Source organism: Dyella silvae (assembly GCF_026421305.1).
Taxonomy (GTDB): Bacteria; Pseudomonadota; Gammaproteobacteria; order Xanthomonadales; family Rhodanobacteraceae; genus Dyella; species Dyella silvae.
Window position 1 is genome coordinate 872,509 of sequence record NZ_JAPJBQ010000002.1, and the last position, 21,980, is coordinate 894,488.

General features: G+C 62.5%; 23 protein-coding genes. 10 read left to right on the forward strand and 13 right to left on the reverse strand.

Annotated features, from left to right (window positions below):
* Positions 1 to 62 precede the first annotated feature (62 nt).
* From OQE56_RS08195 to OQE56_RS08225, 7 genes are all read right to left on the reverse strand, one after another.
* Positions 63 to 812, reverse strand: coding sequence for a slipin family protein (locus tag OQE56_RS08195; RefSeq protein WP_267223285.1), 750 nt, complete (start codon positions 810 to 812; stop codon positions 63 to 65).
* Between the two features lie 14 nt (positions 813 to 826).
* Positions 827 to 2,197, reverse strand: coding sequence for an NfeD family protein (locus tag OQE56_RS08200; protein ID WP_267223287.1), 1,371 nt, complete (start codon positions 2,195 to 2,197; stop codon positions 827 to 829).
* Between the two features lie 457 nt (positions 2,198 to 2,654).
* Entirely contained in the window at positions 2,655 to 3,167 is a 513-nt protein-coding gene (locus tag OQE56_RS08205; protein WP_267223289.1) for a hypothetical protein, read from the reverse strand.
* Between the two features lie 74 nt (positions 3,168 to 3,241).
* A complete protein-coding gene (gene minE / locus OQE56_RS08210) occupies positions 3,242 to 3,511 on the reverse strand; it encodes a cell division topological specificity factor MinE (protein WP_267223291.1) in 270 nt (89 codons plus the stop codon).
* A 5-nt stretch (positions 3,512 to 3,516) separates the two neighbouring features.
* Entirely contained in the window at positions 3,517 to 4,332 is an 816-nt protein-coding gene (gene minD / locus OQE56_RS08215) for a septum site-determining protein MinD (protein WP_267223293.1), read from the reverse strand.
* Between the two features lie 44 nt (positions 4,333 to 4,376).
* Complete coding sequence (gene minC, locus OQE56_RS08220; RefSeq protein ID WP_267223295.1) at positions 4,377 to 5,147, reverse strand: septum site-determining protein MinC; 771 nt, start codon at positions 5,145 to 5,147, stop codon at positions 4,377 to 4,379.
* Positions 5,144 to 5,764: a GNAT family N-acetyltransferase gene (locus OQE56_RS08225; RefSeq protein WP_267223296.1), complete on the reverse strand. Its 621-nt coding sequence runs from the start codon at positions 5,762 to 5,764 to the stop codon at positions 5,144 to 5,146. The genes minC and OQE56_RS08225 overlap by 4 nt, the downstream gene beginning before the upstream one ends.
* Positions 5,765 to 5,974: 210 nt before the next feature.
* Here OQE56_RS08225 and OQE56_RS08230 point away from each other — a divergent pair, with 210 nt between their 5' ends.
* The 7 genes from OQE56_RS08230 to OQE56_RS08260 all read left to right on the forward strand — a co-directional run bounded on the left by OQE56_RS08230 (position 5,975) and on the right by OQE56_RS08260 (position 14,211).
* Complete coding sequence (locus OQE56_RS08230) at positions 5,975 to 7,204, forward strand: sensor histidine kinase (protein WP_267223298.1); 1,230 nt, start codon at positions 5,975 to 5,977, stop codon at positions 7,202 to 7,204.
* Positions 7,205 to 7,322: 118 nt separating this feature from the next.
* Positions 7,323 to 7,964: a response regulator gene (locus OQE56_RS08235; RefSeq protein ID WP_026635939.1), complete on the forward strand. Its 642-nt coding sequence runs from the start codon at positions 7,323 to 7,325 to the stop codon at positions 7,962 to 7,964.
* 218 nt (positions 7,965 to 8,182) lie between these two features.
* Positions 8,183 to 9,538, forward strand: coding sequence for an SRPBCC family protein (locus OQE56_RS08240; RefSeq protein ID WP_267223302.1), 1,356 nt, complete (start codon positions 8,183 to 8,185; stop codon positions 9,536 to 9,538).
* A 170-nt stretch (positions 9,539 to 9,708) separates the two neighbouring features.
* Positions 9,709 to 10,641 (forward strand): ABC transporter ATP-binding protein, encoded by a 933-nt coding sequence (locus OQE56_RS08245; RefSeq protein WP_267223304.1) that lies wholly within the window; start codon positions 9,709 to 9,711, stop codon positions 10,639 to 10,641.
* Positions 10,638 to 11,372 carry an ABC transporter permease subunit gene (locus OQE56_RS08250; RefSeq protein WP_267223306.1) on the forward strand — a complete coding sequence of 245 codons (735 nt, stop codon included), beginning with the start codon at positions 10,638 to 10,640 and terminating at the stop codon, positions 11,370 to 11,372. The genes OQE56_RS08245 and OQE56_RS08250 overlap by 4 nt, the downstream gene beginning before the upstream one ends.
* Positions 11,369 to 13,270 carry a GldG family protein gene (locus tag OQE56_RS08255; protein ID WP_267223308.1) on the forward strand — a complete coding sequence of 634 codons (1,902 nt, stop codon included), beginning with the start codon at positions 11,369 to 11,371 and terminating at the stop codon, positions 13,268 to 13,270. The genes OQE56_RS08250 and OQE56_RS08255 overlap by 4 nt, the downstream gene beginning before the upstream one ends.
* 74 nt (positions 13,271 to 13,344) lie before the next feature.
* Entirely contained in the window at positions 13,345 to 14,211 is an 867-nt protein-coding gene (locus OQE56_RS08260; protein WP_267223310.1) for a cytochrome c oxidase assembly protein, read from the forward strand.
* 7 nt (positions 14,212 to 14,218) lie between these two features.
* On the opposite strand, the gene OQE56_RS08265 is transcribed toward OQE56_RS08260, so the two are convergent.
* Complete coding sequence (locus tag OQE56_RS08265) at positions 14,219 to 14,692, reverse strand: copper chaperone PCu(A)C (RefSeq protein ID WP_267223311.1); 474 nt, start codon at positions 14,690 to 14,692, stop codon at positions 14,219 to 14,221.
* The gene (locus tag OQE56_RS08270) at positions 14,689 to 15,306 is read right to left on the reverse strand and encodes an SCO family protein (RefSeq protein ID WP_267223313.1); all 618 of its coding nucleotides are present in this window, start codon (positions 15,304 to 15,306) and stop codon (positions 14,689 to 14,691) included. The genes OQE56_RS08265 and OQE56_RS08270 overlap by 4 nt, the downstream gene beginning before the upstream one ends.
* A 72-nt stretch (positions 15,307 to 15,378) precedes the next feature.
* Here OQE56_RS08270 and OQE56_RS08275 point away from each other — a divergent pair, with 72 nt between their 5' ends.
* Positions 15,379 to 15,768 (forward strand): DUF423 domain-containing protein, encoded by a 390-nt coding sequence (locus tag OQE56_RS08275; RefSeq protein WP_267223315.1) that lies wholly within the window; start codon positions 15,379 to 15,381, stop codon positions 15,766 to 15,768.
* Here the strand turns inward: OQE56_RS08275 and OQE56_RS08280 are convergent.
* The 4 genes from OQE56_RS08280 to OQE56_RS08295 all read right to left on the reverse strand — a co-directional run bounded on the left by OQE56_RS08280 (position 15,765) and on the right by OQE56_RS08295 (position 18,961).
* The gene (locus OQE56_RS08280; protein ID WP_267223317.1) at positions 15,765 to 16,229 is read right to left on the reverse strand and encodes a DUF1203 domain-containing protein; all 465 of its coding nucleotides are present in this window, start codon (positions 16,227 to 16,229) and stop codon (positions 15,765 to 15,767) included. The genes OQE56_RS08275 and OQE56_RS08280 overlap by 4 nt on opposite strands.
* Before the next feature lie 115 nt (positions 16,230 to 16,344).
* A complete protein-coding gene (locus tag OQE56_RS08285; RefSeq protein ID WP_267223319.1) occupies positions 16,345 to 16,536 on the reverse strand; it encodes a type II toxin-antitoxin system antitoxin in 192 nt (63 codons plus the stop codon).
* Entirely contained in the window at positions 16,526 to 17,395 is an 870-nt protein-coding gene (locus OQE56_RS08290; protein WP_267223321.1) for an SPFH domain-containing protein, read from the reverse strand. Before OQE56_RS08290 ends, OQE56_RS08285 begins: the two co-directional genes overlap by 11 nt.
* A gap of 57 nt (positions 17,396 to 17,452) precedes the next feature.
* The gene (locus OQE56_RS08295) at positions 17,453 to 18,961 is read right to left on the reverse strand and encodes a transglutaminase-like domain-containing protein (protein WP_267223323.1); all 1,509 of its coding nucleotides are present in this window, start codon (positions 18,959 to 18,961) and stop codon (positions 17,453 to 17,455) included.
* Between the two features lie 144 nt (positions 18,962 to 19,105).
* Between OQE56_RS08295 and purT the strand changes: the two genes are divergently transcribed.
* On the forward strand, positions 19,106 to 20,287 hold the full coding sequence (gene purT, locus OQE56_RS08300; protein ID WP_267223325.1) for a formate-dependent phosphoribosylglycinamide formyltransferase: 1,182 nt from the start codon (positions 19,106 to 19,108) through the stop codon (positions 20,285 to 20,287).
* A gap of 169 nt (positions 20,288 to 20,456) precedes the next feature.
* Entirely contained in the window at positions 20,457 to 21,980 is a 1,524-nt protein-coding gene (locus OQE56_RS08305; protein WP_267223326.1) for an FMN-binding glutamate synthase family protein, read from the forward strand.

Consider the following 21,980-nt stretch of genomic DNA (forward strand, 5'->3'; position numbering starts at 1 on the left):
TACGAGGCACACCCTAGCGTAGCGGCCGCGCACAAGTTCGCTCCCGCAGGGTAGGGAGAGGCTCAGCTCAATTTGTCGATCAGCGGCCTTATCAGATCCAGCGGCAGCGGAAATACGATGGTGCTCGCCTTGCCGCTGTTGGCCATGTCAGCCATGGTCTGCATATAGCGAAGCTGCAGCGACTGCGGTTGCTGTGCAAGCAGCTGGGCGGCGTCGCGCAACTTTTCGGCGGCCTGCAGTTCGCCATCGGCATGGATCACCTTGGCTCGGCGCTCACGCTCCGCTTCGGCCTGGCGAGCGATGGCACGCACCATGGTTTCGTTGAGGTCCACGTCCTTGATCTCGACATTGCTGACCTTGATGCCCCATGGGTCCGTGGCTTCGTCGAGAATCTGCTGCAAGCTACGATTGATGGAATCGCGCTGGGAAAGGATGTCGTCCAGTTCGTGCTGACCCAGCACGGAGCGCAAACGCGTCTGTGCGAGCTGACTGGTCGCCTGATAGAAATCGGCCACCTGCAGCATCGCCTTGTCGGGCTCTACCACCCGGAAATACACCACCGCATTGACGCGTACGGAAACGTTATCGCGCGAGATAACGTCTTGCGGCGGCACATCCATCACGGCCACGCGCAAATCGACGCGCATCATCCGTTGCACGATGGGTATCAGAATGACCAGGCCCGGTCCTTTGGTGCCCGTATAGCGGCCGAGTGTCAGCACCACGCCGCGCTGGTATTCCGGCAGTACTTTGATCGAAAGAAACAGCAGTGCGGCTACCCACACCACAATGACACCGAAGAAGCCAAACATACGGTTCTCCTTTGCTATCCGGCTGGCGTGACTCGCAGCAGTAAGCCATCACGTCCCACCACACGCACGCGCGCACCGGCAGGCAGCGCCGACTCGCAATGCACGCGCCATTGTTCACCGCTGATGCGCGCCCAGCCTTCGCCGCCCGCCGGCACCGCTTGTAGCAGCTCACCGGTGGCCAGCATCATCTGGGAGTCGCCATTGAACACGCGGGCCCGTCGCGATCGCGCCACGAGTCGGAGCAACAGCGCAAGCAAAACCATGGCGGAACAGGCGATGCCGCCAATCACGCCGAGATTCACTGCATAGCCCGGCACACCGCTGCTGAACAGCATGATCGAGCCAATGACAAAAGCGATCACGCCACCGATGCCAATGGCACCGACCGATGGCATCAGCGCTTCGGTAAGCATCAGACCAATGCCAAGTACCATCAAGGCGAGGCCTGCATAGTTCACCGGCAAAAGCTGCAGTGCATACAGGCCAATCAGCAGGCAGATCGCGCCAGCGACACCCGGTAGCAACGCGCCAGGATGAAATGCTTCGATGATCAGGCCATACATGCCGGCGAGCAGCAGCATGTAGGCGATGGTGGGGTGGGTAATGATGCCGAGAAAACGCGTGCGCCAGTTTGGCGCGTAGTCGCGAACGGACAGGCCGGCGACATGCAGCGTGACATCGTTACTCCCGACGCGCACATGTCGGCCATCGGCTTGCGCGAGCAGTGCCGTGGTGTCGTTGGCGATCAGGTCGATCACATGTTGTTTCAGCGCTTCCTCCGCCGTCAGCGTGGCGGCCCCGCGTACGGCCTGTTCGGCCCAGTCCGCATTGCGCCCATTGAGCTGTGCGAGCGAGCGGATCGACGCGATGGCGTCGTTGAGCACCTTGTTGGCTTCGGCATCCGTGGGAGGCTTGGCGGCGGTGCCTGCAGGCGAGGGCACATTACCCACGGGCAGCGGACTTTCCCCGCCTAACGGCACCGGTGTAGCGGCACCGAGATGGGTGGCTGGCGCCATCGCAGCGATCTGGCAGGCATAGAGGATATAAGTGCCCGCTGACGCCGCTCGCGCGCCGCTCGGCGCGACGTAACCCATTACCGGTTGCTTGGCGGCAAGCAGGCTGGCGATGATCTGCCGCATCGAATCGGAGAGCCCGCCCGGCGTGTCCAACTGCACCACGATAGCGACGGCGCCATCACGGGATGCGCGTTGCAGGGTGTCGTCGACGTATTCGGCCGCGGCTGGCCCGATGGGCCCATTGAGATCGATGCGCGCCACAAATCCGTTGGCGCGCGTCGGCCCTTCAGCAGCCGGTTGGGCCGCTGCGGTTGCGGCAAGCAGGGTGATCAGCAGAACCCTTGCCATCGACCCAAGCCATTGCCTCATACCGGCCTCCTTGGGAACGACTACACAATGCGCCAAGGATTGTTGTTTCGGTGTGAGATGGATGCACGACAGGAGCAACCCGCGCTGCCGCTCGTCTGGGGCGCTTTAAGCCCTCTCCGTATTGGCGCGTTGCGGTGTAGCCGTACCGCGTGTCGGATGGATCGATAGGTGCCGATTACCTCGAGCCCCAAGGCTCGTATTAAACACGACGCTACGAGCCTTTCAGGCCATTTTCTTTGGGTTACTTTTCTTTTGGGCCAGCAAAAGAAAAGTGACTCGGCCTCCGGCAGGAGGTCGAAACGCCCGCTGCGTAGGCGGCACGCTGGCGGAAGCGCCACATCCAGAGCTTAAGAGCAAAGGCACTGGATCCCAGCCTTCGCTGGGATGACGGGCTGAGGCTGTGAGGCAAGCATCCACGGCGGATATGACTTAAAGCGCACCACGTCGGATGGTCTTTTCAGCCAAAAATCGGACGTCCATCTCGACCGAGCAGCCCGCGCTCGATCAGCCACCGCAACGCATTGGCTGCATCCTGCTCAAACCACGCCCGCGTTGAACCGAGCCGGTACGTATATCCCCATGCGTCCATATCCAGCATCAGCCGATCCCGCCCAACGCCAGGGAACTCATCGGCAAGGACGATCTGCAGGTAGCAGGTAGCGTCTTCTTCATCGATGGAATCGGTAGCGTCGGTGTGCACAAAGGCGCGACGTTCCGGCGGAAGCACAATGAGATGCCCCGCTTCGTGCAGCAGTGAATGCACGGGCGTGTCGTCACGTGCGTACACCGTGGTGCCGATAATGCCGGCTTCATCGTCGCCCCAGAAGCTGCCAGGAATAGGCGTGCCGGATTCGACCCGTTCCAGGCTTAGCCCGTAACGCGCGAGCAGCGCTGCAGGCGCGGCAAAGCCGATCTGGCCGACGCGCATGACGCTGGCTTCAGGAGAAGGAGTAGTGGACGGTGAAGACATAATGATGAGAGTCGCCGCGCGCAGGCGGCGACGAGGCTGGCGAAGCGTGGCACGGAAAACTCCGTGCCACGGCATCAGCCCGGCTTGGCTTCTGCGTGTTCGGGCAGCGCCACCGAAAGCTCGAGGATTTCGTGTCCGCTGTCGCGCTCGACGTTGATGTTGATGGCGTCGAGGTCGACGTGGACGTATTTCTTGATCACTTCGAGCAGTTCGTTGCGCAGCAGTGGGAGGTAGTCGGGCGCACCACGGGTGGAGCGCTCCTGGGCCACAATGATGCGAAGACGCTCCTTGGCGACGGAAGCGGTGGGTTCCGGTTTGCGCTTCAGGAAATCAAGAATACCCATCGCTATTAGCCCCCGAATACGCGCTGGAGGAAACCCTTCTTGGGCACTTCGAGGAAGCGCATGGCGCGCTCCTCGCCGAGAATGCGGGCAACCGTATCACTGTAAGCCTGGCCGGCATGCGAGTTGTCATCCAGGATCACCGGCACACCGGCGTTGGACGCGGCCAGCACGTTCTCCGATTCCGGAATGACTCCCACCACGTTGATGCCGAGAATTTCCTCGACGTCCTTCACGCTGAGCATCTCGCCCACAGCCACGCGAGCGGGGTTGTAGCGAGTCAGTAGCAGGTGCTGCTTGATGGCGTCGTCACCACGCTCGGCACGACGCGTCTTGCTGGACAGCAGTCCTAGGATGCGATCGGAGTCGCGCACCGAGGATACTTCCGGATTCACCACCACCACGGCGTGGTCAGCAAAGTACATCGCCAGGTGTGCACCCTTTTCGATGCCGGCCGGCGAGTCGCAGAGGACGTAATCGAAACCTTCCTTGCTCAGGTCCTCGAGTACTTTCTCCACGCCTTCCTGGGTGAGGGCGTCTTTATCGCGCGTCTGGCTGGCAGCCAGCACGTAGAGGTTTTCGTAGCGCTTGTCCTTGATCAGGGCTTGCTTGAGCGTGGCTTCGCCGTGCACGACATTGACGAAGTCGTACACCACGCGCCGTTCGCAGCCCATGATCAGATCGAGGTTGCGCAGGCCGACGTCGAAATCGATCACCGCGACTTTCTTGCCGGCCATAGCGAGGCCCGTGGCAAGCGAAGCACTGGTCGTGGTCTTGCCAACGCCGCCCTTGCCCGAGGTGACAACGATAATTTCAGCAGTCAAGGCTCATCTCCGCAAAATGCTTTGTTGTAGTAATGGGCTGTTCGTCAAAGCTTGGCGATCAGCAATTTTTCCCCGTCGAGCCAGCATTGCACAGACTGGCCTTCGAGGTCTTTCGGAATCTCTTCAAACACGCGGTAGTGACCGGCGATGGCCACCAGCTCCGCGCGGAATTCGGAAATGTATATGCGCGCTTTCTCATCGCCCTGTGCGCCGGCCATCGCGCGGCCGCGCAGGCTTCCGTAAATGTGAATGCTGCCATCCGCGATGACTTCGGCGGCATTGGCGATGGCACCCGTCACCACGAGGTCACGGTCGCGCGCATAAACCTGCTGGCCGGAACGCACGGTGCCGTCGACGTGCTGCGCACCGAGCGTGGCCACCGCGGCCACGGGTTCGCTGCGCACCGGTTCGGCGCGACGCGCGGGCTCGGGAGCCGGGGCGGCTGCCACCGGGGCGGCGCTGCCGCCTTCGGCGGGCTCGTAGGCTGCGCGAAATTTGGCGATCAGCGGCAGACCCATGCGGCGCGACAGGGCTTCGACTTCGCTGGTGCCATAGGCCAGGCCCACTGGCAGCATGCCGGCACTGCGCACGGCTTCGAGCAACGCGTCCACCGTGCCGTCATCGGGCAGATCGAGCAGGTGGCTCAGATCCAGCACCACGGCGGCGCGGGAAAACATCTGTGGAGCGGTGCGTACGCGGCGCTCTAGTTCTTCGCAAAGCGCGGCGGCGTCCACGCGCTTGATGCGCACGTTAGCTATGCCGACCTGGCCGAAGCGCAGGTCACAGGCGTCTTGAGTATCCATTCTTGCGTTCATGGGCGCCGCTCTCCAGCGAGGCGGCGCTGGGTAGTATCAGGGTGGAAAGGCCGCTGGCGTTCAGCCAGCCAGGGGACGTCGGGCAGGCCGTCGTGTTCCAGATAAGTGTCGCGCACAAAGACGTAGCTTGGCAGATCCTTGGCCAGCAGGCTGACCTGTGGACCTTCGGTACCCATGCGCTGCTGGCCCACTTCCTGGAAGCCGTAGGTGCCGTGGAACAGCACTACAACGTCGTCGCGCGGCTCCAGAAACACTTCGCAGGTCAACAGCGGCACGCGCACTTCGGCGTAGCTGGTGACGTCGCAATAGAAAATGCGACCCAGCCCGTGGCGGCGGTAGGCGTTGGCGATGACGATGCGGTCGATGTAGGCAAACTGCGGGTAGTGCTCGGAGAACCAGCGATAGTTGGGGCTGTCGTAATCGCTGCCTTCGCGCAAGGCAATCAGGAAACCGGCGAGATGGCCATCAATCTCGGCCACGCGGAAATAGTCCGCGTGGTCGAAGAAGTAGCGCAGCTGCGCCGCGTCCAGGGCGAGGATGGTGCGGCCGGCGGCGTTGTTGAGCGCCAGTACGGCATCCAGGTCGTGCTCTCGCACGTCGCGGATGGCAAGGGCCATTCGTTGCTCCGCATTCTTGTGGTTCGAGGGTAAGACCGTTGGATCGGCCTCGCGTGACATCGCCATTATGACACGCGTCTGGCGGCCGCACATAACACGGCGCACCATGTAAAACCTTTGTAAAGCGCCAACTGGAGTGCCTTCTGGCAGGGGTGGGGGAGTGACTTCTCACGCATTGCACCACGCCGACGACTGGCTAATGATTCGCCTATGTCATGGTCCAATATCAATCACATCCGGCTACTTCGTTATGCCGGGCTGACCACCTACCTCTGTGTGGCGCTGCCGCTGCTTCCGGGCAGCTGGAGCCTTGCGCAGGTCAATTCGTGGTGGAGCAACCCTGATATCTCAGGCTGGATTTTTTCCTACCTGACCTTCGGAGTGACCTACCTGCTGTTGACTCGCCGCTCCAGCATTACCCGTCAGACGGGCTTGCCGCCTATATCGCGGCTGATTGGGCTGGTTATCCTCACCGGCTCGGCGATCGCCATGGGTTGGTTCAGCCAAAGCGGCCTGTCGGCCATGCTGATGCTGGTGATCGCCGTGGTGTTGCCGTGGCAACTGCCGGTAGGGGCGGGCCTGTTGTGGATGCTCACGCAGAATCTGATGCTGATTCCCATCATCGCCAGCTACAAAGGCTGGACCACGGTGACGGCCATCCTGCAGGTATGCATGTACCTGGGCATTTCCGCGCTGGTGTTCTTCACCTCGATGATCGCCAGCCTGCAGGCTGAGGAACGCGAAGCCCAGCGCCGGCTCAATTCCGAGCTGCGTGCCACCCGTGCGCTGCTGGCCGAATCCACCCGTATCGCCGAGCGCATGCGTATTGCGCGCGACCTGCATGACCTGGTGGGCCATCACCTCACCGCGCTCAGCCTCAATCTCGAAGTGGCCAGCCACCTGGTCAATCCGCAGGCGGCCGAACATGTTCAGAAGGCGCAGGTGACCGCCAAGCACCTGCTGTCAGATGTGCGCGAGGTGGTGAGTGAGCTGCGCCAGGACGACGCCATCGACCTCACCCAGGCGTTGCGCAGCCTGGTCGAAGGTGTGCCGGGGCTCAGTGTGCACATGGAAACGCCACCACGCTTCAGCGTGGAAGATCCCCGTCGCGCCCAGGTGCTGCTGCGTTGTGCGCAGGAAATCATCACCAACACGGCCAAGCACGCAGGCGCGCGAAATCTCTGGCTGCGCTTTGACTACATCAACGCCAACCTGTTGGAGCTTGCCGCCCGCGACGATGGCCGCGGTGCGGCGAACTTCAAGCCCGGCAACGGACTCTCAGGTATGCGCGAACGGCTTACCGAGTTCGAAGGCAGCGTGATGGTAGACCCGGCCCTGAACCAGGGTTTTGCGCTCACCGTGCGTCTCCCCCTGGGGGAGGTCAAGGAGCTGGCGCATACGCCGTCACGATTCGAGCCACCCGCGCTCGGCATGTTGTAAGAATTCACGCCGAGGCAACAAGACGTGCCAAAATGGGGACTTGCTTGGATAGCAGCATCGTCCTTCCCCGTTGGCCTCAAGTGCTTCACGCAGGCCATCACCGTTTCGAGGATTAGCGATGATTTCCGTCTGTCTTGTCGACGACCAGAACCTGGTTCGCCAGGGTGTCCGTTCACTGCTGGACCTGGCGGAGGATATCCGCGTCGTGGCTGAATGCGCCGATGGCGCCCAGGCGGTGCAGGACATACCGCGGATCAAGCCCGACGTGGTGCTGCTCGATCTGCGTATGCCCAACATGAGCGGGCTCGAAGTGTTGCAGGCGCTGTCCGCCCGCAATGAGCTGCCGCCCACCATCATCCTCACGACCTTCGATGACGACCAACTGGTGCTGCAAGGCCTCAAGGCCGGCGCTCGTGGCTATCTGCTCAAGGACGTTTCGCTCGAACAGCTGGTGGAAGCGGTGCGCACCGTCGCTGCCGGCGGCTCGCTGGTAGCACCCATGGTCACCCAGCGGCTGCTGGCCGGGGTGGGGCGCATGCAAAACCAGTTCACCAGCCTGGAGCAGCCCGATCCGCTGACCGAGCGCGAGACCGAGATCCTGCGTCTGCTGTCGGGCGGTTACAGCAACAAGGAGATCGCCAACTCCCTGAAAGTGGCGGAGGGGACGGTGAAAAATCACGTCTCCAACATCCTCTCCAAGCTGGGCGTGCGTGACCGCACCCGCGCTGTGCTGAAGGCGCTGGAGCTGGGCATCGTCTGACCCCCGCCGAATCCTGTCCGGACGCCATTCGCAGGCGTCTGGAAGGCCATTTCACGGCCGGATGGCGTTCCTGCGCGCGAGCAAGTAGTATCGGTGGCTTCGGCGCTGGCCGACCCCCTGTCACGACTCGATTCTTCGGGATTTCCCGTGGCTGGCCGGTCTCCGGCGACTCGACTGCCCTTGTGCCGTGTATAGAGTGACGTGCGGAGAACCCCGGAATGATGCGTGTTCTTGAATTTATTGTGGCCCTGATCATTGTCGCTGTGGCGGCGGTGGTAGTGGGTGTGGTGATGCCTGGCAGCGGCCATGTGGAACGGTCGGTGGTAATCGGCAAGGACATGCGTCAGGTCTATGACGTCGTGAACAATCTCCGCCGCTTCCCCGAGTACTCGGTGCAGCGCGAGTACGACCGCAATGTGAAGTTCGATTTCTCGGGCAAGGCCTATGGCCCGGGCGCCGAGCTCACCTGGTCCAGCAGTGACGACAAGGTCGGTAACGGCAAGCTCACCATCGCTTCGGCCGATCCGAGCTTCGACAAGGTCGACAGCACCGCCAAGAAGTCTTCCGTGGTCTGGAACGTCGACAACGACTGGCACGGCAACGACAAGCACTTCACGCTCGACCTCGAGCGTCAGGGCAGCCGTGGTCAGCTGACCAAGGTCACCTGGTCGTATGACGTGGACTACGGTTTCAACCTGATCAACCGTTACTCCAACCTCTACATTCACGGCGATCCGGATTCCTTCATCCAGTTCAGCCTGAACAACCTGCAGAACGTGCTGGCCTCGGTCCAGAACGTCGACTACACCAAGCTGATCCCGTACATCGATCAGACCCAGCCGACCCCGGTGCTGCTGGTGTCCTCCTCGATCGAGCGCAAGGGTGGTCTTGAGGCTCTGAACGACGCGACTGACAAGGCCGTGGCCCAGATCCAGGCTGCCGCCAAGAAGCTCGGCGTGAACGTGGTGGGTCCGCGCATCATCTACACCACCAACTACGGCGACCAGACCTACACCTTCGACGTGGCCATGCCGATCAGCGCGACCAGCCTGACCGTGGGCGGCCAGACCGTTGAGTTGGCTGCCGCCAAGTCGCCGGACCTGTCAGGTGCGGCCAGTGCCAGCAGCAGCGGCGACGCTGCCGCCAGCACCGCCCCCGCCGACACCACCCCGGGTGGCCATGACCGCTTCGGCCGTCTGATCGTGGACAACGACGTGCGCGCCTTCCTGGCCTTCGGTGGCCCGGCCCTCAAGGCCGTGTGGAACGGTACCGCCGCCGGCGTGCCGCAGACCCGCGACCTGCTGAAGGCCTATGCGCTGACCCACGGCTACAAGTTCGACGAAGTGGTGAACCGCTTCTACGACATCCAGGCCAAGCCGGAAGTGAAGCAGGGCGACGAAGTGAAGCAGTACGCCGAGTTCGACGTGTATCTGCCGCTGAGCTGGGGTCCGGACCAGACGCCGGAACAGGAAGCTGGCATCAAGCCGCCGTCGCTCGACGACAGCAGCGAGCAGGCTCCGGCTTCGGCAGGCACTGCCGCCGCTCCGGCCAGCGCCTCCAGCGCCGCCAAGTAAGCCGCCAGTACCGCAAGCATCGAAAGGGCCCTTCCCAGTGAAGGGCCTTTTCTTTTTTGCGCGACGTACTGCCCGGCAATGGCGAACTTTTCGGTTACATTGCGGGTCGACTTCGCGTTCCCGATGACGACATCCTCGTCGCGAATGCCCGACCACTGCCCTGACTGGACATGATCGAAACCGAACAACTCACCCGCCGTTATGGCGCCCTGACTGCCGTGGACTCGCTGAGCATTCGGGCCGAACCCGGACAGGTGCTCGGCCTGCTCGGCCCTAATGGCGCGGGTAAAACCACCGCGATGCGCATGATTGCCGGATTCCTGGCCCCGAGCTCGGGTACGGCGCGCGTGTGCGGACACGATGTGCGCAAGGAGCCGCTGAAGGCGAAGCGTGCGCTTGGCTATCTGCCCGAGGGCGCACCCAGTTATGGCGAATTGACCGTGCGGGAGTTTCTGACCTTCATCATCCGCATGCGTGGTTTGCAGCGCGATGAGGGCTATCGGCGTTTCGAGCGCGTGGTGGGTGGGCTGCAGCTCGAAGGCGTGCTCGACCAGTGCATTGATACGTTGTCCAAGGGTCTGCGCCGCCGCGTGGGTCTGGCGCAGGCCATCGTGCACAACCCGCAGGTGCTGATGCTCGACGAGCCAACGGATGGTCTCGACCCCAATCAAAAACACACCGTGCGCCAGCTCATCGATACGATGGCGCGTGATCGCACCATTCTTATTTCGACGCATCTGTTGGAAGAAGTGCATGCGTTGTGCAACCGCGTGGTGATCATCGCCAATGGTCGTCTGCTGGCCGACGCCACGCCTGCGGAACTGGAGGCGCGCTCGCGTTACCACGGCGCGGTGTCGTTCAGCGCCCCGGGTAGCGGCGTGTCGCAGGAGATGCTGGGGCGTTTGCCTCAGGTGTCTTCCATCGAGGTGGACCCGCTGGATGGGCGCATCACCGTGTTCCCGCGCCCCGGCGAACGCATCCTTGAACCTGTGGAGACCCTGTTGCGCCAGCAAGGGTTGGAAGTGTCCGAAATTCAACTGGAGCGTGGACGCCTGGATGAGGTGTTCCGCCAGATCACCACCGGCGCGGAGGGCGGGGCATGAGTCCTATCGCAGCGGTGGCGCGCCGCGAATTGCGCAGCTATTTCGTTACGCCGGTGGCGTACGTTTTCCTGGTCATCTTTCTGGTGCTGTCAGGCATCCTCACGTTCTATGCGGGCGACTTTTACGATCGCCAGCAGGCGGACCTGCAGCCGTTCTTCGTCATGCATCCCTGGCTGTACCTGGTATTGGTACCAGCGGTGTCGATGCGCATGTGGGCTGAAGAAGCCAAGGGCGGCACGCTGGAGTTGCTGCTGAGCCTGCCGTTGAATCTGGCTCAGGCCATGCTGGGCAAGTTCGTCGCGGCCTGGCTGTTCGTCGGTCTGGCGCTGGTGCTTACCTTTCCGATCTGGATCACCGTGAATTATCTGGGCTCGCCGGACAACGGCGTGATTCTCGCCGGCTATATCGGCAGCTGGCTGATGGCGGGCTCGTTTCTGGCCATCGGTGCGTGCCTGTCGGCGGTCACGCAGAGTCAGGTGGTGGCCTTCGTGCTGACGGTGGTGGTGTGCTTCCTGTTGATTCTGGTGGGACAGTCGCAGGTGATGGAGTTCTTCCAGGGAGCGGTGCCACGCAAACTGATCAACGGTCTGGCCCACCTGAGCATGCTGCGGCACTTCGAGGCGATCTCGCGCGGCGTGCTCGATCTGCGTGATCTGCTGTTCTTTGTGTTGAGCATGGCTGCCTGGCTCACTGCCGGCGTGCTGGTGCTCGACCTCAAGCGGACGCCATGACCATGGCGCGCATTCATTTCAGCCGTCGCACGGTGCTGTTGGGTTTGCTGGTGTTGCTGGCAGCGGCATTCGTGCTCGTTACGCTTGGCAGCAGCCGCTGGTTGCGCATGGGGCGCGTCGATCTCACTGCCGACAAGTTGTACACGTTGACGCCGGGTACAACGCACATCGTCGGCGGTTTGCGTGCGCCGCTTCGCCTGACGCTGTATTTCTCCAGCCACGCGGCGCGCGACCTGCCGCAGTTGCGCAGCTACGAGCAACGCGTCAGCGAAATGCTGCAGGAAATGGTGGCTCGTGCGCACGGGCGTCTGCGCCTGCAGATCGTGGACCCGGTGCCTTATTCCGATGACGAGGCCAGCGCCGAGGGCTACGGTCTGACGCCGATCAATGGCGGCACCAACGGCGAGCGTGTGTTCTTCGGCCTGGTGGGCAGCACGCTGCCGGCCAATGCGGATAACGATGGCGATGGCGATGAGCACGTCCCGGGTAAGACGCTGGCCATCCCATTGTTCGATCCCTCGCGCGAAACCTTTCTCGAGTACGACATCGCCAAGCTGTTGTTCGAGCTCGATCAGCCGTCCAAACCGCCGATCGGCCTGATCAGCAGCCTGCCGGTGGAAGGTAATCCGGTGATCGGCGAAGAGCCGTGGACGGTGATGCGCCAGCTGGGGCAGCAGTTCGATGTCAAGACGCTTGATCCGGCCAAGCTCACCCGCATCGACAGCCATATCAAGGCGCTATTGCTGATTCATCCCAAGCATCTGCCGCCCGATGCGCAATATGCGGTCGACCAGTATGTGTTGGGCGGCGGGCATCTCGTGATCTTCGTCGACCCTGTAGCAGAGATGGACAACACGCCGTTTGTGGACAGCAACGGCGTCACGGATGACCACAACTCCAATCTTTCCAGGTTGTTCGCTGCCTGGGGTGTGCAGTACGACCCGCAGAAGGTGGTGCTGGATCGGTCGCGGGGGTTGCGCATCGAGCTGGCGGACAGCTCGTCGATGAGCCATCCGGCCATGCTGGCCCTGGGGCAGCAGGAGCTCAATCACGACGATGTGATCACGGCCAGCTTGCAGCGGATCAATGTATCCAGCGCGGGCTATTTCGATCTGATGCCGGGTACTTTGTCCCGCATGTTCCCGCTCATGCAAAGCACCACCGATGCCGAGGTGGTGTCCAGCCAGCGGGTACGTGAATCCATCAACAACCCTGCGGCGCTGCTCGACAATTACCGGCCGGACAACAACCGCTACGTGATCGCGGCCCGTCTGCGCGGACAGTTCGGCAGTGCGTTCCCGGAGCGGGCGGGGCAGCCGGGTCATGTGGCTGCTGCTGCGGGTAATGCCGAAGTGATTCTGGTGGCCGATACGGACCTGCTCAGCGATCGACTGTGGGTGTCGTATACGCAAAGTTTGCTGGGCCAGCCGCAGTTGAGCGCATTGGCCAACAACGGTGATCTGCTGACCAACATCGCCGACAACCTCAGTGGTTCGTCAGCGCTGCTGTCGATTCGCGGCAGGGTCAGCTCGCAGCGCCCGTTTACGCGGGTGCAGGCATTGCGGGCTGCAGCGGACCAGAAATATCTCTCCAAGATGCAGGAGCTGCAGCGCGAGCTGGCCGTTACGCGCACGCGTCTTAGCGAATTGCAGCCTTCCAAGGCCGGCCGCGGCGACACGGTGAGTTCGGAGCAGCGCGCGGAGATAGAGCAGTTCCTGCAGCGTCAGCTGGCCATCAATAAGGCGTTGCGCGATGTGCAGCACCAGTTCAACGCGGAAATCGATGCACTGGGATTGCGCCTGAAGTTCATCAATATCGTGCTGGTGCCCTCGCTGGTGATCCTGGTGGGCTTGCTCTACGGATGGCGTCGTTCGCGGCGCAGCCGGCGACGTGCATGACTCGGTTCGAAAGATCATGGGTGCCGTATCGGACTATGATGGGCGGTCGCTGTGAGTCGAGCCGAACCTGACCGATGATGGCAAGCGTGCTCAAATGGATCGTGCCCTGGGAATTTTCCTGGGTCTTTTTGCTGACCTTCGTGGCCTGCAGCGTGCTGTACGTGCGCGGCTGCCGTCGCCTGTCGGTCAGCTTCGGTCGCCGCCTCGCGTTCTGGATCGGCATGGCGATGATCTACGTGTCGCTGCATACCTATCTGGATTATTTCTTCGAGCATGAATTCTTCATGCATCGCATCCAGCAGATTTTGCTGCACCATCTGGCGCCGCTGCTGATCATCGCTTCGTATCCCGGCACGGTTTTGCACAAGGGATTGCCGTTCTCGTGGCGCTTGCGGCTGCTGCGGCCGGTGCTGCGTTCATGGCCGTGGCGTGCGGTGAGTGCGGTGCTGCTCAATCCGGCCATCGCGACCGTGCTGTTCGTCGTGTTCATCGTGATCTGGCTGATACCGTCGATGCAGACGCTGGCCATGCTGGACTGGCGCATCTACCGCTTCATGAACTGGTCGATGCTGGTCAGCGGGTTCAGCTACTGGTGGCTGGTGCTGGATCATCGTCCGCGGCCGCCGGGCCGCATGACGCCGGGCATCCGCGTCCTGTCGCCGGGTATCACCATGACGCCGCAGATCCTGGTGGGCGCCATCGTCACTTTCTCCAAGGCCGATCTCTATCCGATCTTCGAGATCTGCGGCCGCGCGTTCACCTTCAACGTGCTAACCGCGCAGTTGGTGGGCGGTGTGATCATGTGGGTGCCAGCCGCCATCATCGAATCCATCGGTGGCCTGCTGGCCATGCGCCAATGGCTCCGGTTGTCACGCAGCGGGCGCATCCGCCGCAAGCCATGGCCGGTACGGCGTCCTCAGGTCCCGGCGACGCAGGATTGAGTTGGGCTTAGTGGTCGTGGCCCGTACCGGCGTCGGTAGCGTTGGCCGGCCGCGCGACGAAGTCCGTTTCCAGCGTACTGCCGTCGCCAAAGCCCAGCGTGACCTTGACGGTATCGCCGGGTTTTACCGATGAAGCGGCCTTGGTCAGCATCAGATGGTAACCGCCTGGTGCCAGTTCGGCCTTGCCATGCGCAGGAATCACCAGCGTTTCGACCATGGCCATGCGGCTCACGCCGCCCTCGTCGCTGCTCTTATGCAACATCACGCTGGCATAGGTGGTGCTTCGGGCACTACGCAGGCTGGCGGGTTGGTCGCCGGTGTTTTCCAGCGTGACATAGGCGCCCGCCGGCAGATCTCCCGGCAATACGCGGAGCCATGCCTGGCTGGCACGAATATGTTCGGCCTCGGTGGCATACGCGCCGGTGGTCAATAGCAAGCCAGCAGCGAGCAAGAGCAGGGTGTTTGCAAAACGACAACTCATGCTCCGGTTCCCTGGCTCAGCAGCTGCTGCAGATCGTGGACAAGATCATCCTGTTGATTGGCCGGCGTGGCCAGCAGACGTGCTTTGCCGTCGCGGTCGAATACATAGATGGCCGAACTGTGGCTCACCTCGTACTGCCCATCGCCCTTGTCGGGTTCGCGCGTAAACGCCGAGCGGTAGCGCTTGCTCAATGCCTCGATATCGCGTGCCGGGCCAGACAGGCCAACCGCGCGAGGATCAAAGGCATTGACGTAGGCGTGCATAACGTCAGGTGTATCGCGTGCGGGGTCGACGCTGACGAACAGGATGCGTGCACTGTCGGCAAGCGGACCCAGCTTCTGCAGGATCGCGTGCAGCTGGGCCAGGGTCAGCGGGCAGACATCGGGGCAGTGGGTATAGCCGAAGTAGAGCAGCACCACTTTGCCGCGATAGTTCTGACCGGTAACGGCCTTGCCCTGATCGTCCACCAGACGGAAGTCCAGGTCGGGCATGTGGTCGGTGACATTGGTGAGCCGCCATTCTGTCGAGTCACCGCCATGGCAGGCGGTCAGCAGCGTCATGCAGACGGCGAGCGTCAGCGCCACCAGGGCGGAGCGGACGCGACGAAGCTTCATGCGAGAATCGGTGCGAGTCATTTCCTCAGCATACGACACTGGCCGCTCCGGCGGAGCCCAAGGACACCGCATATGCGACAACCTGCTTCCATGACGGGCGTGCTGGTGGGGCTGGCAGGCGCCAGTGCGGTGGTGCTCGGTGCCTTCGGTGCGCACGCGCTGCGAGACGTGCTCGATGCGCGTGGCAGCGAGCTATGGCACACCGCGGTGAGCTACCACTTCTGGCATGCGCTGGCGCTTGCGTTGACCGCGCTGATCGCGCGGGGCAGGGCGCGCCGTGTGGCCATGGCCGGCTTCGCGACGGGTATCGTGATTTTCTGCGGCAGCTTGTATGGGCTGGCGCTGGGTGCGCCGCGCTGGTTTGGCGCCATCACACCCATCGGTGGCGTGGCCTTCATCGTCGGCTGGATCGCCATGGGCGTCGCGCTGACGAGGAAGGCCTCCACCGATAGCGCAGGCTAAGCCTGGTCAACCCGCGCGGCATAGCAGCCGGGACGGGCAAAGTGGATGTGCAGGCAGGCCACGCGGTCGTCGGCAAACAGCCGCTCGATGAGTGGTTCCAGCGCCGTGCCCTGTGCTACATCGGCATCACACAGCATGCCGTGCTTGTCGAAACCGCGCACGGATAACAGTCTGCGACGCAGTTGATCGGGTACTTCGTCGATGCGATCGAATTGCTGCTCGCCCTCGCGGATGTAGATCGCATAGTTGGAGCGAAAGGGTGAGTCTGCCGGCTGATGCTCGTAATTGAGCAGAATCAGCGTCTGGCCCGGTTCGGCGTCGGTGAGGCTGATACGGCAGGGGTAGCCGTGACCCTCCTCAGCTACCACGCGCATGGCACGGCGTGCAGCCAAAGCGTCGTCAGATAGCGAGAACAATGCGTCGAATGGTTCGGCGGGCAGGCCGGTAATGCGGAAGGACATGTGATGCTCCCGGTGGAAGGAGCCTCAAGCTTGCTGCTGACGTGAGAGAGCGGCCATCCGGATCTTGCGGCCGGTGAAAACGCGAACACGTTTGCCGATGCGCGTTACCGCGCCTTCAATCCGTTTCGTCATCCGCGACAGGATCGGACGTCTCGCGCGTGAGTCGCCCTTGCTTGCGCAACGCTTCGCGCAAAACGAACTCGATCTGCGCATTGACGCTGCGCAGATCGTCGTCGGCCCAGCGCTGCATGGCTTCGAGTACTGCAGCGCTGATGCGTAAGGGGTAGGCTTTTTTGTCAGCCGCCATAGAGCGTGCCGGCATTCACCACCGGCTGAGTGGCGCGATCACCGCACAACACGACCAGCAGGTTGCTCACCATGGCGGCCTTGCGCTCTTCGTCCAGTTCTACCACGCCTTGCTGGCGCAGCTTGTCCAGCGCCATGGCCACCATGCCTACGGCACCTTCGACGATGCGCTCGCGCGCCGCGACGATGGCATTCGCTTGCTGGCGCTGCAGCATGGCCTGGGCGATTTCCTGCGCGTAGGCCAGATGACTGATGCGGGCCTCGATGACACGCACGCCAGCCTTGTCCAGACGGGCCTGGATTTCGTCACGCAGGTGGTTGTTGATCACTTCGCCGTGGCTGCGCAGGGCAGGCTTGCCATCGTCATGTGCGTCGTAGGGATAGTTCTGCGCCATCTGACGCAGGGCGGATTCGCTCTGAATGGTGACGAAGTTCTCGTAGTCATCCACGCAGAACACCGCTTCGGCAGTATCGATCACCTGCCACACCACCACCGAGGCGATCTCGATCGGGTTGCCGTCGCTGTCATTGACCTTGAGCTTGCTGCTTTCAAAGTTGCGCACACGCAGCGAGATGCGGCTGCGGGCGTAGAAGGGGTTGGTCCAGCGCAGGCCTTCCTCGCGCACCGTGCCGGCGTATTTGCCGAACAGCTGCTGCACCTGGCCCTCGTTGGGCGCCACCTGGAAGAAGCCTTTCAGCATGAACAGGGTAACCACGTGGATGAATACGCCGAGCGCGCCCAGGCTGGCCTCGCTGCCGAGCAGAGCCATCGCCTCGCAGGCCAGGCCAGCCAGCGCCAGCAGGATGAAGAAAAAGACGGTCGGAATGCCGGGGACCGAGAAGCCTTGCCGTTCGTTCATGGGTGACCCTCCCTTGGTGGGAAGATTAGATATCAAATTGATATCTAATCGCAAGGGTCAGCGATGGAAGCCGCCGGCAGGGGCGCTGGAGGTTGGCTCGGCGTGGCCAGCCAGTACCGGCGACGAGGTGATCTCATCGATGCGGATCCGGCCCAGCAGGTCGGAGAGATTGAAGAAATGCCATGGGTCGCCATCGCCAACGTCCAGCGCAATATGCGTGCTGTCGAAGTGCTCAAGTGCGGCGTCGAAGCTCTGCCAGCGCCCTTGCACCCAGGCTTGCATCCAGGCGTGCGGCACAAAGACATGAGCGCTGTCCGCGTAGCGGGAGACGTAGACCAGGCCGGTGACAACCCGCGCGGGAATGCCCTGAGCTCGCGCCAGCGCCGTCAGCAGTACCGAGTATTCGGTGCAGTCACCCTCGCGGGTACGCACCACCTCCAGCGCGGAGGCGTAGCCGACATCCAGGCTGTGGCCGGTCACATAGTGACTGACGAAGTTGCGCAGGCGGCGCATTTTTTCCAGGTCATCGTGGGCCCCGCCCACCGCTCCGTTGGCCATCCGGCGGATGATGGGCGCATCGGACTGCACCCAGTCGTTGGGCAGGGTGTCGGCCGGGACGGGTGCTGCCTCGGCGCCGGCCTGGGCGGGACCGATATCGATGATCCAGTCGCCATGCCCAAGCTCGGCGACATGTTGTTCATCGGTGGTGATGGCCGGTTGCGGCGCGTTGTCGGGAACATGGATGCGGTAGCGCAAAAAGGTATCGCGCTGTTCCTGGGGTATCGGACGCGGCGAGGCGAGCAAGGCAGCATGAAACATATCGATGCCTTGCAAGGGGGCCATCGCGCAGGTCTTGCTGCACGCAAGCATTTCCAGGGGCTGCCCCAGCATGGTCAGCGTGCTCTTGCGGACCACGCCGCGGTCGTCGAGCCAGACATCCATGCTTTGTGAGCCACGCGGGGTCTGTAGCACTTCGCGTTGGTGGTTCAACAGTAGGGTGCCTTCGGGCAGCGCGACGCGTTCATCACCGAGTACGTCCATATCCACAGCGGACACCACCTGGCTGGCGGGGTCGAACATGCTCATCAAGTAATGCCCTCCGGGGTGGCTGGCCGCCCTGACCATTGCGAGACGCTGCCCCTCGCTGAGCAGGGCACCGGAGGGCCATGTGAGCGAGGTGTGATGTACGGCCCCGGCGACGGTGGTGGTCACCGCGTACGTGCCGTCCGGCTCGCGACGGCCATCGACCATGCTGTCAGAGGTCGACAGCGTGCTGCGCGAGTAGAACGCCAAGGGCTGTCCGTCGGCGGTTTCCACGCTGCGTGTAAAGACGCTCAAGGGGAGGTTCTTGTCCTCACGGTCCAGCTCGATCAGCAGATCCTGCGAGGTGGTGACCACATTCCCTTCGAGCTGACGATCGATACGCAGGTGACCCACCCGATGACCACCGAGCCGTACGGTCATCCAGGTGGTATCGGCCGACGCACCCTCCGCAGCCCGGACGTCAGGTCCAGGAAAGAGGCATGTGGTCAACACAAGCGAAAGCATGGCAATCCGCTTGCTCATGGTCGCTCCGCGGGGACGGTGACGATCACAGTCAATGCCGATTCGCGCCACCCGTCAATCACCATTTTGGGCAAGACGCACGCGTCTGGCGCACCGGTGACACGGGCCGCTTACAATGGCGTTTTGTGACGTCCGGAGATCCTGATGAAGCCGTTTGGCACGCCTTATTCCGACCATGCCCTGCGGGTGCTGTTGCTGGGCTCCGGCGAACTTGGCAAAGAGGTAGCGATCGAGTTGCAACGCTACGCCGTGGAAGTCATCGCAGTGGATCGCTACGCCGATGCGCCCGCGATGCAGGTGGCGCATCGCAGCCATGTCATTGACATGCTCGATGGCGTGGCACTGCGCAAGTTGATCGAACAGGAGCAGCCGGACCTGGTGGTGCCAGAAATCGAGGCGATCCACACGCCGACCCTGATCGAGCTGGAGAAAGAAGGCCTGCGTGTCATTCCGACCGCGCGAGCCGCCTGGCTCACCATGGATCGCGAAGGCATTCGCCGGCTGGCCGCGGAAGAGCTGATGCTCCCCACCTCGCGCTACCGCTTCTGCGAAACCGAAGCCGAGTACCGCGATGCTGCGACCGAGATCGGCCTGCCGTTTGTGATCAAGCCGGTGATGAGTTCCTCGGGCAAGGGTCAGAGCGTGGTGCGACAGGAAAGCGAGTTGCAGCACGCGTGGGAATACGCGCAATCCGGCGGCCGCGCGGGCAAGGGACGGGTGATTGTCGAAGGCTTCGTGGATTTCGATTACGAGATCACGCTGCTTACCGTGCGCCACAAGGACGGCGTGAGCTTCTGCGCCCCCATCGGTCATCGTCAGGAAGATGGCGACTATCGCGAGTCATGGCAGCCGCAACCCATGAGTGAGATGGCATGGATCGAAGCGCAGCGTCAGGCGGCGGCGATTACGGCTGCTCTGGGTGGCTGGGGCGTGTTTGGCGTGGAGTTCTTCGTCAAGGGCGATCACGTGATCTTTTCCGAAGTGAGTCCGCGTCCGCACGACACCGGTCTGGTGACGCTGATCTCGCAGGAACTCTCCGAATTCGCGCTGCATGCACGTGCCATCCTTGGCCTGCCCATTCCGGTGATCCGGCAGCTGGGACCGTCAGCATCCTGCGCTGTACTGGTCGAGGGCGAGGGTGAGGCGCCGCGTTACTTCAACGTGGCCGATGCGCTCATCGAGCCCGATACGCAGCTGCGTATCTTCGGTAAGCCCACGGTGAAAGGCCGTCGTCGCATGGCAGTCACACTGGCGCGTGATGAATCCATCGATGCTGCGAAGGCCAAAGCCATCAAGGCGGCGAAAGCGCTGCGCGTAGAGATCTGAATGCTTTGCTTCCTCTCCCCTCTGGGGTGAGTATTGAACGGAGGGGTGGTGCTCGCGAAAGGATGTTCGTCGAGCCTGCCGGCGTCGGGCCCTGTTGCACGAAGGCCTCCTCACCCCCGCGCTCACTCCAAAGGGGAGAGGGCGACCTACATGACAATCGGAGACAATGATGGAATCGTCGGGATTTGCGCACTGGCTCGTGGTGGTGGTGGAAACCTTTGCCGCCCTGTTTCTGCTGTTGCTGGTGCTGCTGGTCATGGTGGTGCTGGTGGTGTGGTTTGTCGATCGCAACCAGACCACCAACTCGGTGTTGCGCAACTATCCGGTCATCGGCCATTTTCGTTACTGGTTCCTGCATCTTGGCGAGTTCTTTCGCCAATACCTGTATTCCAGCGATCGTGAAGAGTTGCCGTTCAATCGCGCGCAACGCATGTGGGTGTATCGCGCGGCCAAGAACGTCGACAACACCAATGCGTTCGGCTCCACGCGCGACCTGCGCGGTGAGGGCGTGCCGTTCTTCGTCAACGCGCCGTTTCCCTCGTTGGGCGACCGGCACGTCAAGCCGCGGCCGGTCACGTTGGGGCCGTACTCGCGCGAGCCGTACGAGCATTCGGCGTTCTTCAATATTTCGGCGATGAGCTTCGGCGCACTGTCCGCACCGGCCGTGCGCGCGCTTTCGCGTGGTGCTGCCAAGGCCGGTATCTGGATGGACACGGGTGAAGGCGGACTGGCGCCGTATCACCTCGAGGGTGGTTGCGACATCATCTTCGAGATCGGCACGGCTAAATACGGCGTGCGTACGCCCGATGGAAAGCTCGATGATCAGAAGCTGCTGGCCATCTGCGCGCACAAGCAGGTGAAGATGGTCAGCATCAAGCTGGGCCAGGGCGCTAAGCCCGGCATGGGTGGCTTGCTGCCGGCGGTGAAGGTGACGCCGGAGATTGCCGCGATCCGCGGCATTCCCGTGGGCCAGGATTCGCAGAGTCCCAATCGCCACCTGGACATCGGCAACGTGCAGGAGTTGATGGATGCTATTCGCCATATTCGCGAACTCACCGGCAAGCCGGTCGGGTTCAAAGCGGTGTTCGGCGGCGTCGACTGGATCTCTGACCTGTGCGAGGAAGTGAAGAAGCGCGGCATTGAAAGCGCGCCCGACTTCATCATCGTCGACGGTTCGGAGGGTGGCACGGGCGCCGCGCCGCAAACGCTGATGGAAGGTGTGGGCCTGCCCTTGCATGAGGCCTTGCCGGCATTGATCGACCTGCTGGTGGTGAAGGGTTTGCGCGATCGCATCAAGGTGATCTGCTCGGGCAAGTGCATCACCGCCTACGACGTGGCATGGGCGTTGTCGATGGGTGCGGACTTCGTCAATTCCGCGCGTGGCTTCATGCTGGCGCTGGGCTGCATCCAGTCGCTGCAATGCAACCGCAATACGTGCCCCACCGGCATTACCACGCAGAATCCCAAGCTGCAGCGCGGACTGGTGGTGACCGACAAGAGCGAGCGCGTGGCCAACTACGCCACCAATGTGATGCACGAGGTCGGCATCATCGCGCACAGCTGCGGTGTTGACGAGCCGCGTCAGCTCAATCGCACGCATTGCCGCGTGGTGGGCGACGACGGTCTCTCCGTGCCGCTGGTCAAGCTGTATCCGTATCCGGTGGCGCCGCAGGTGCCAACACCGCAAGCTTGA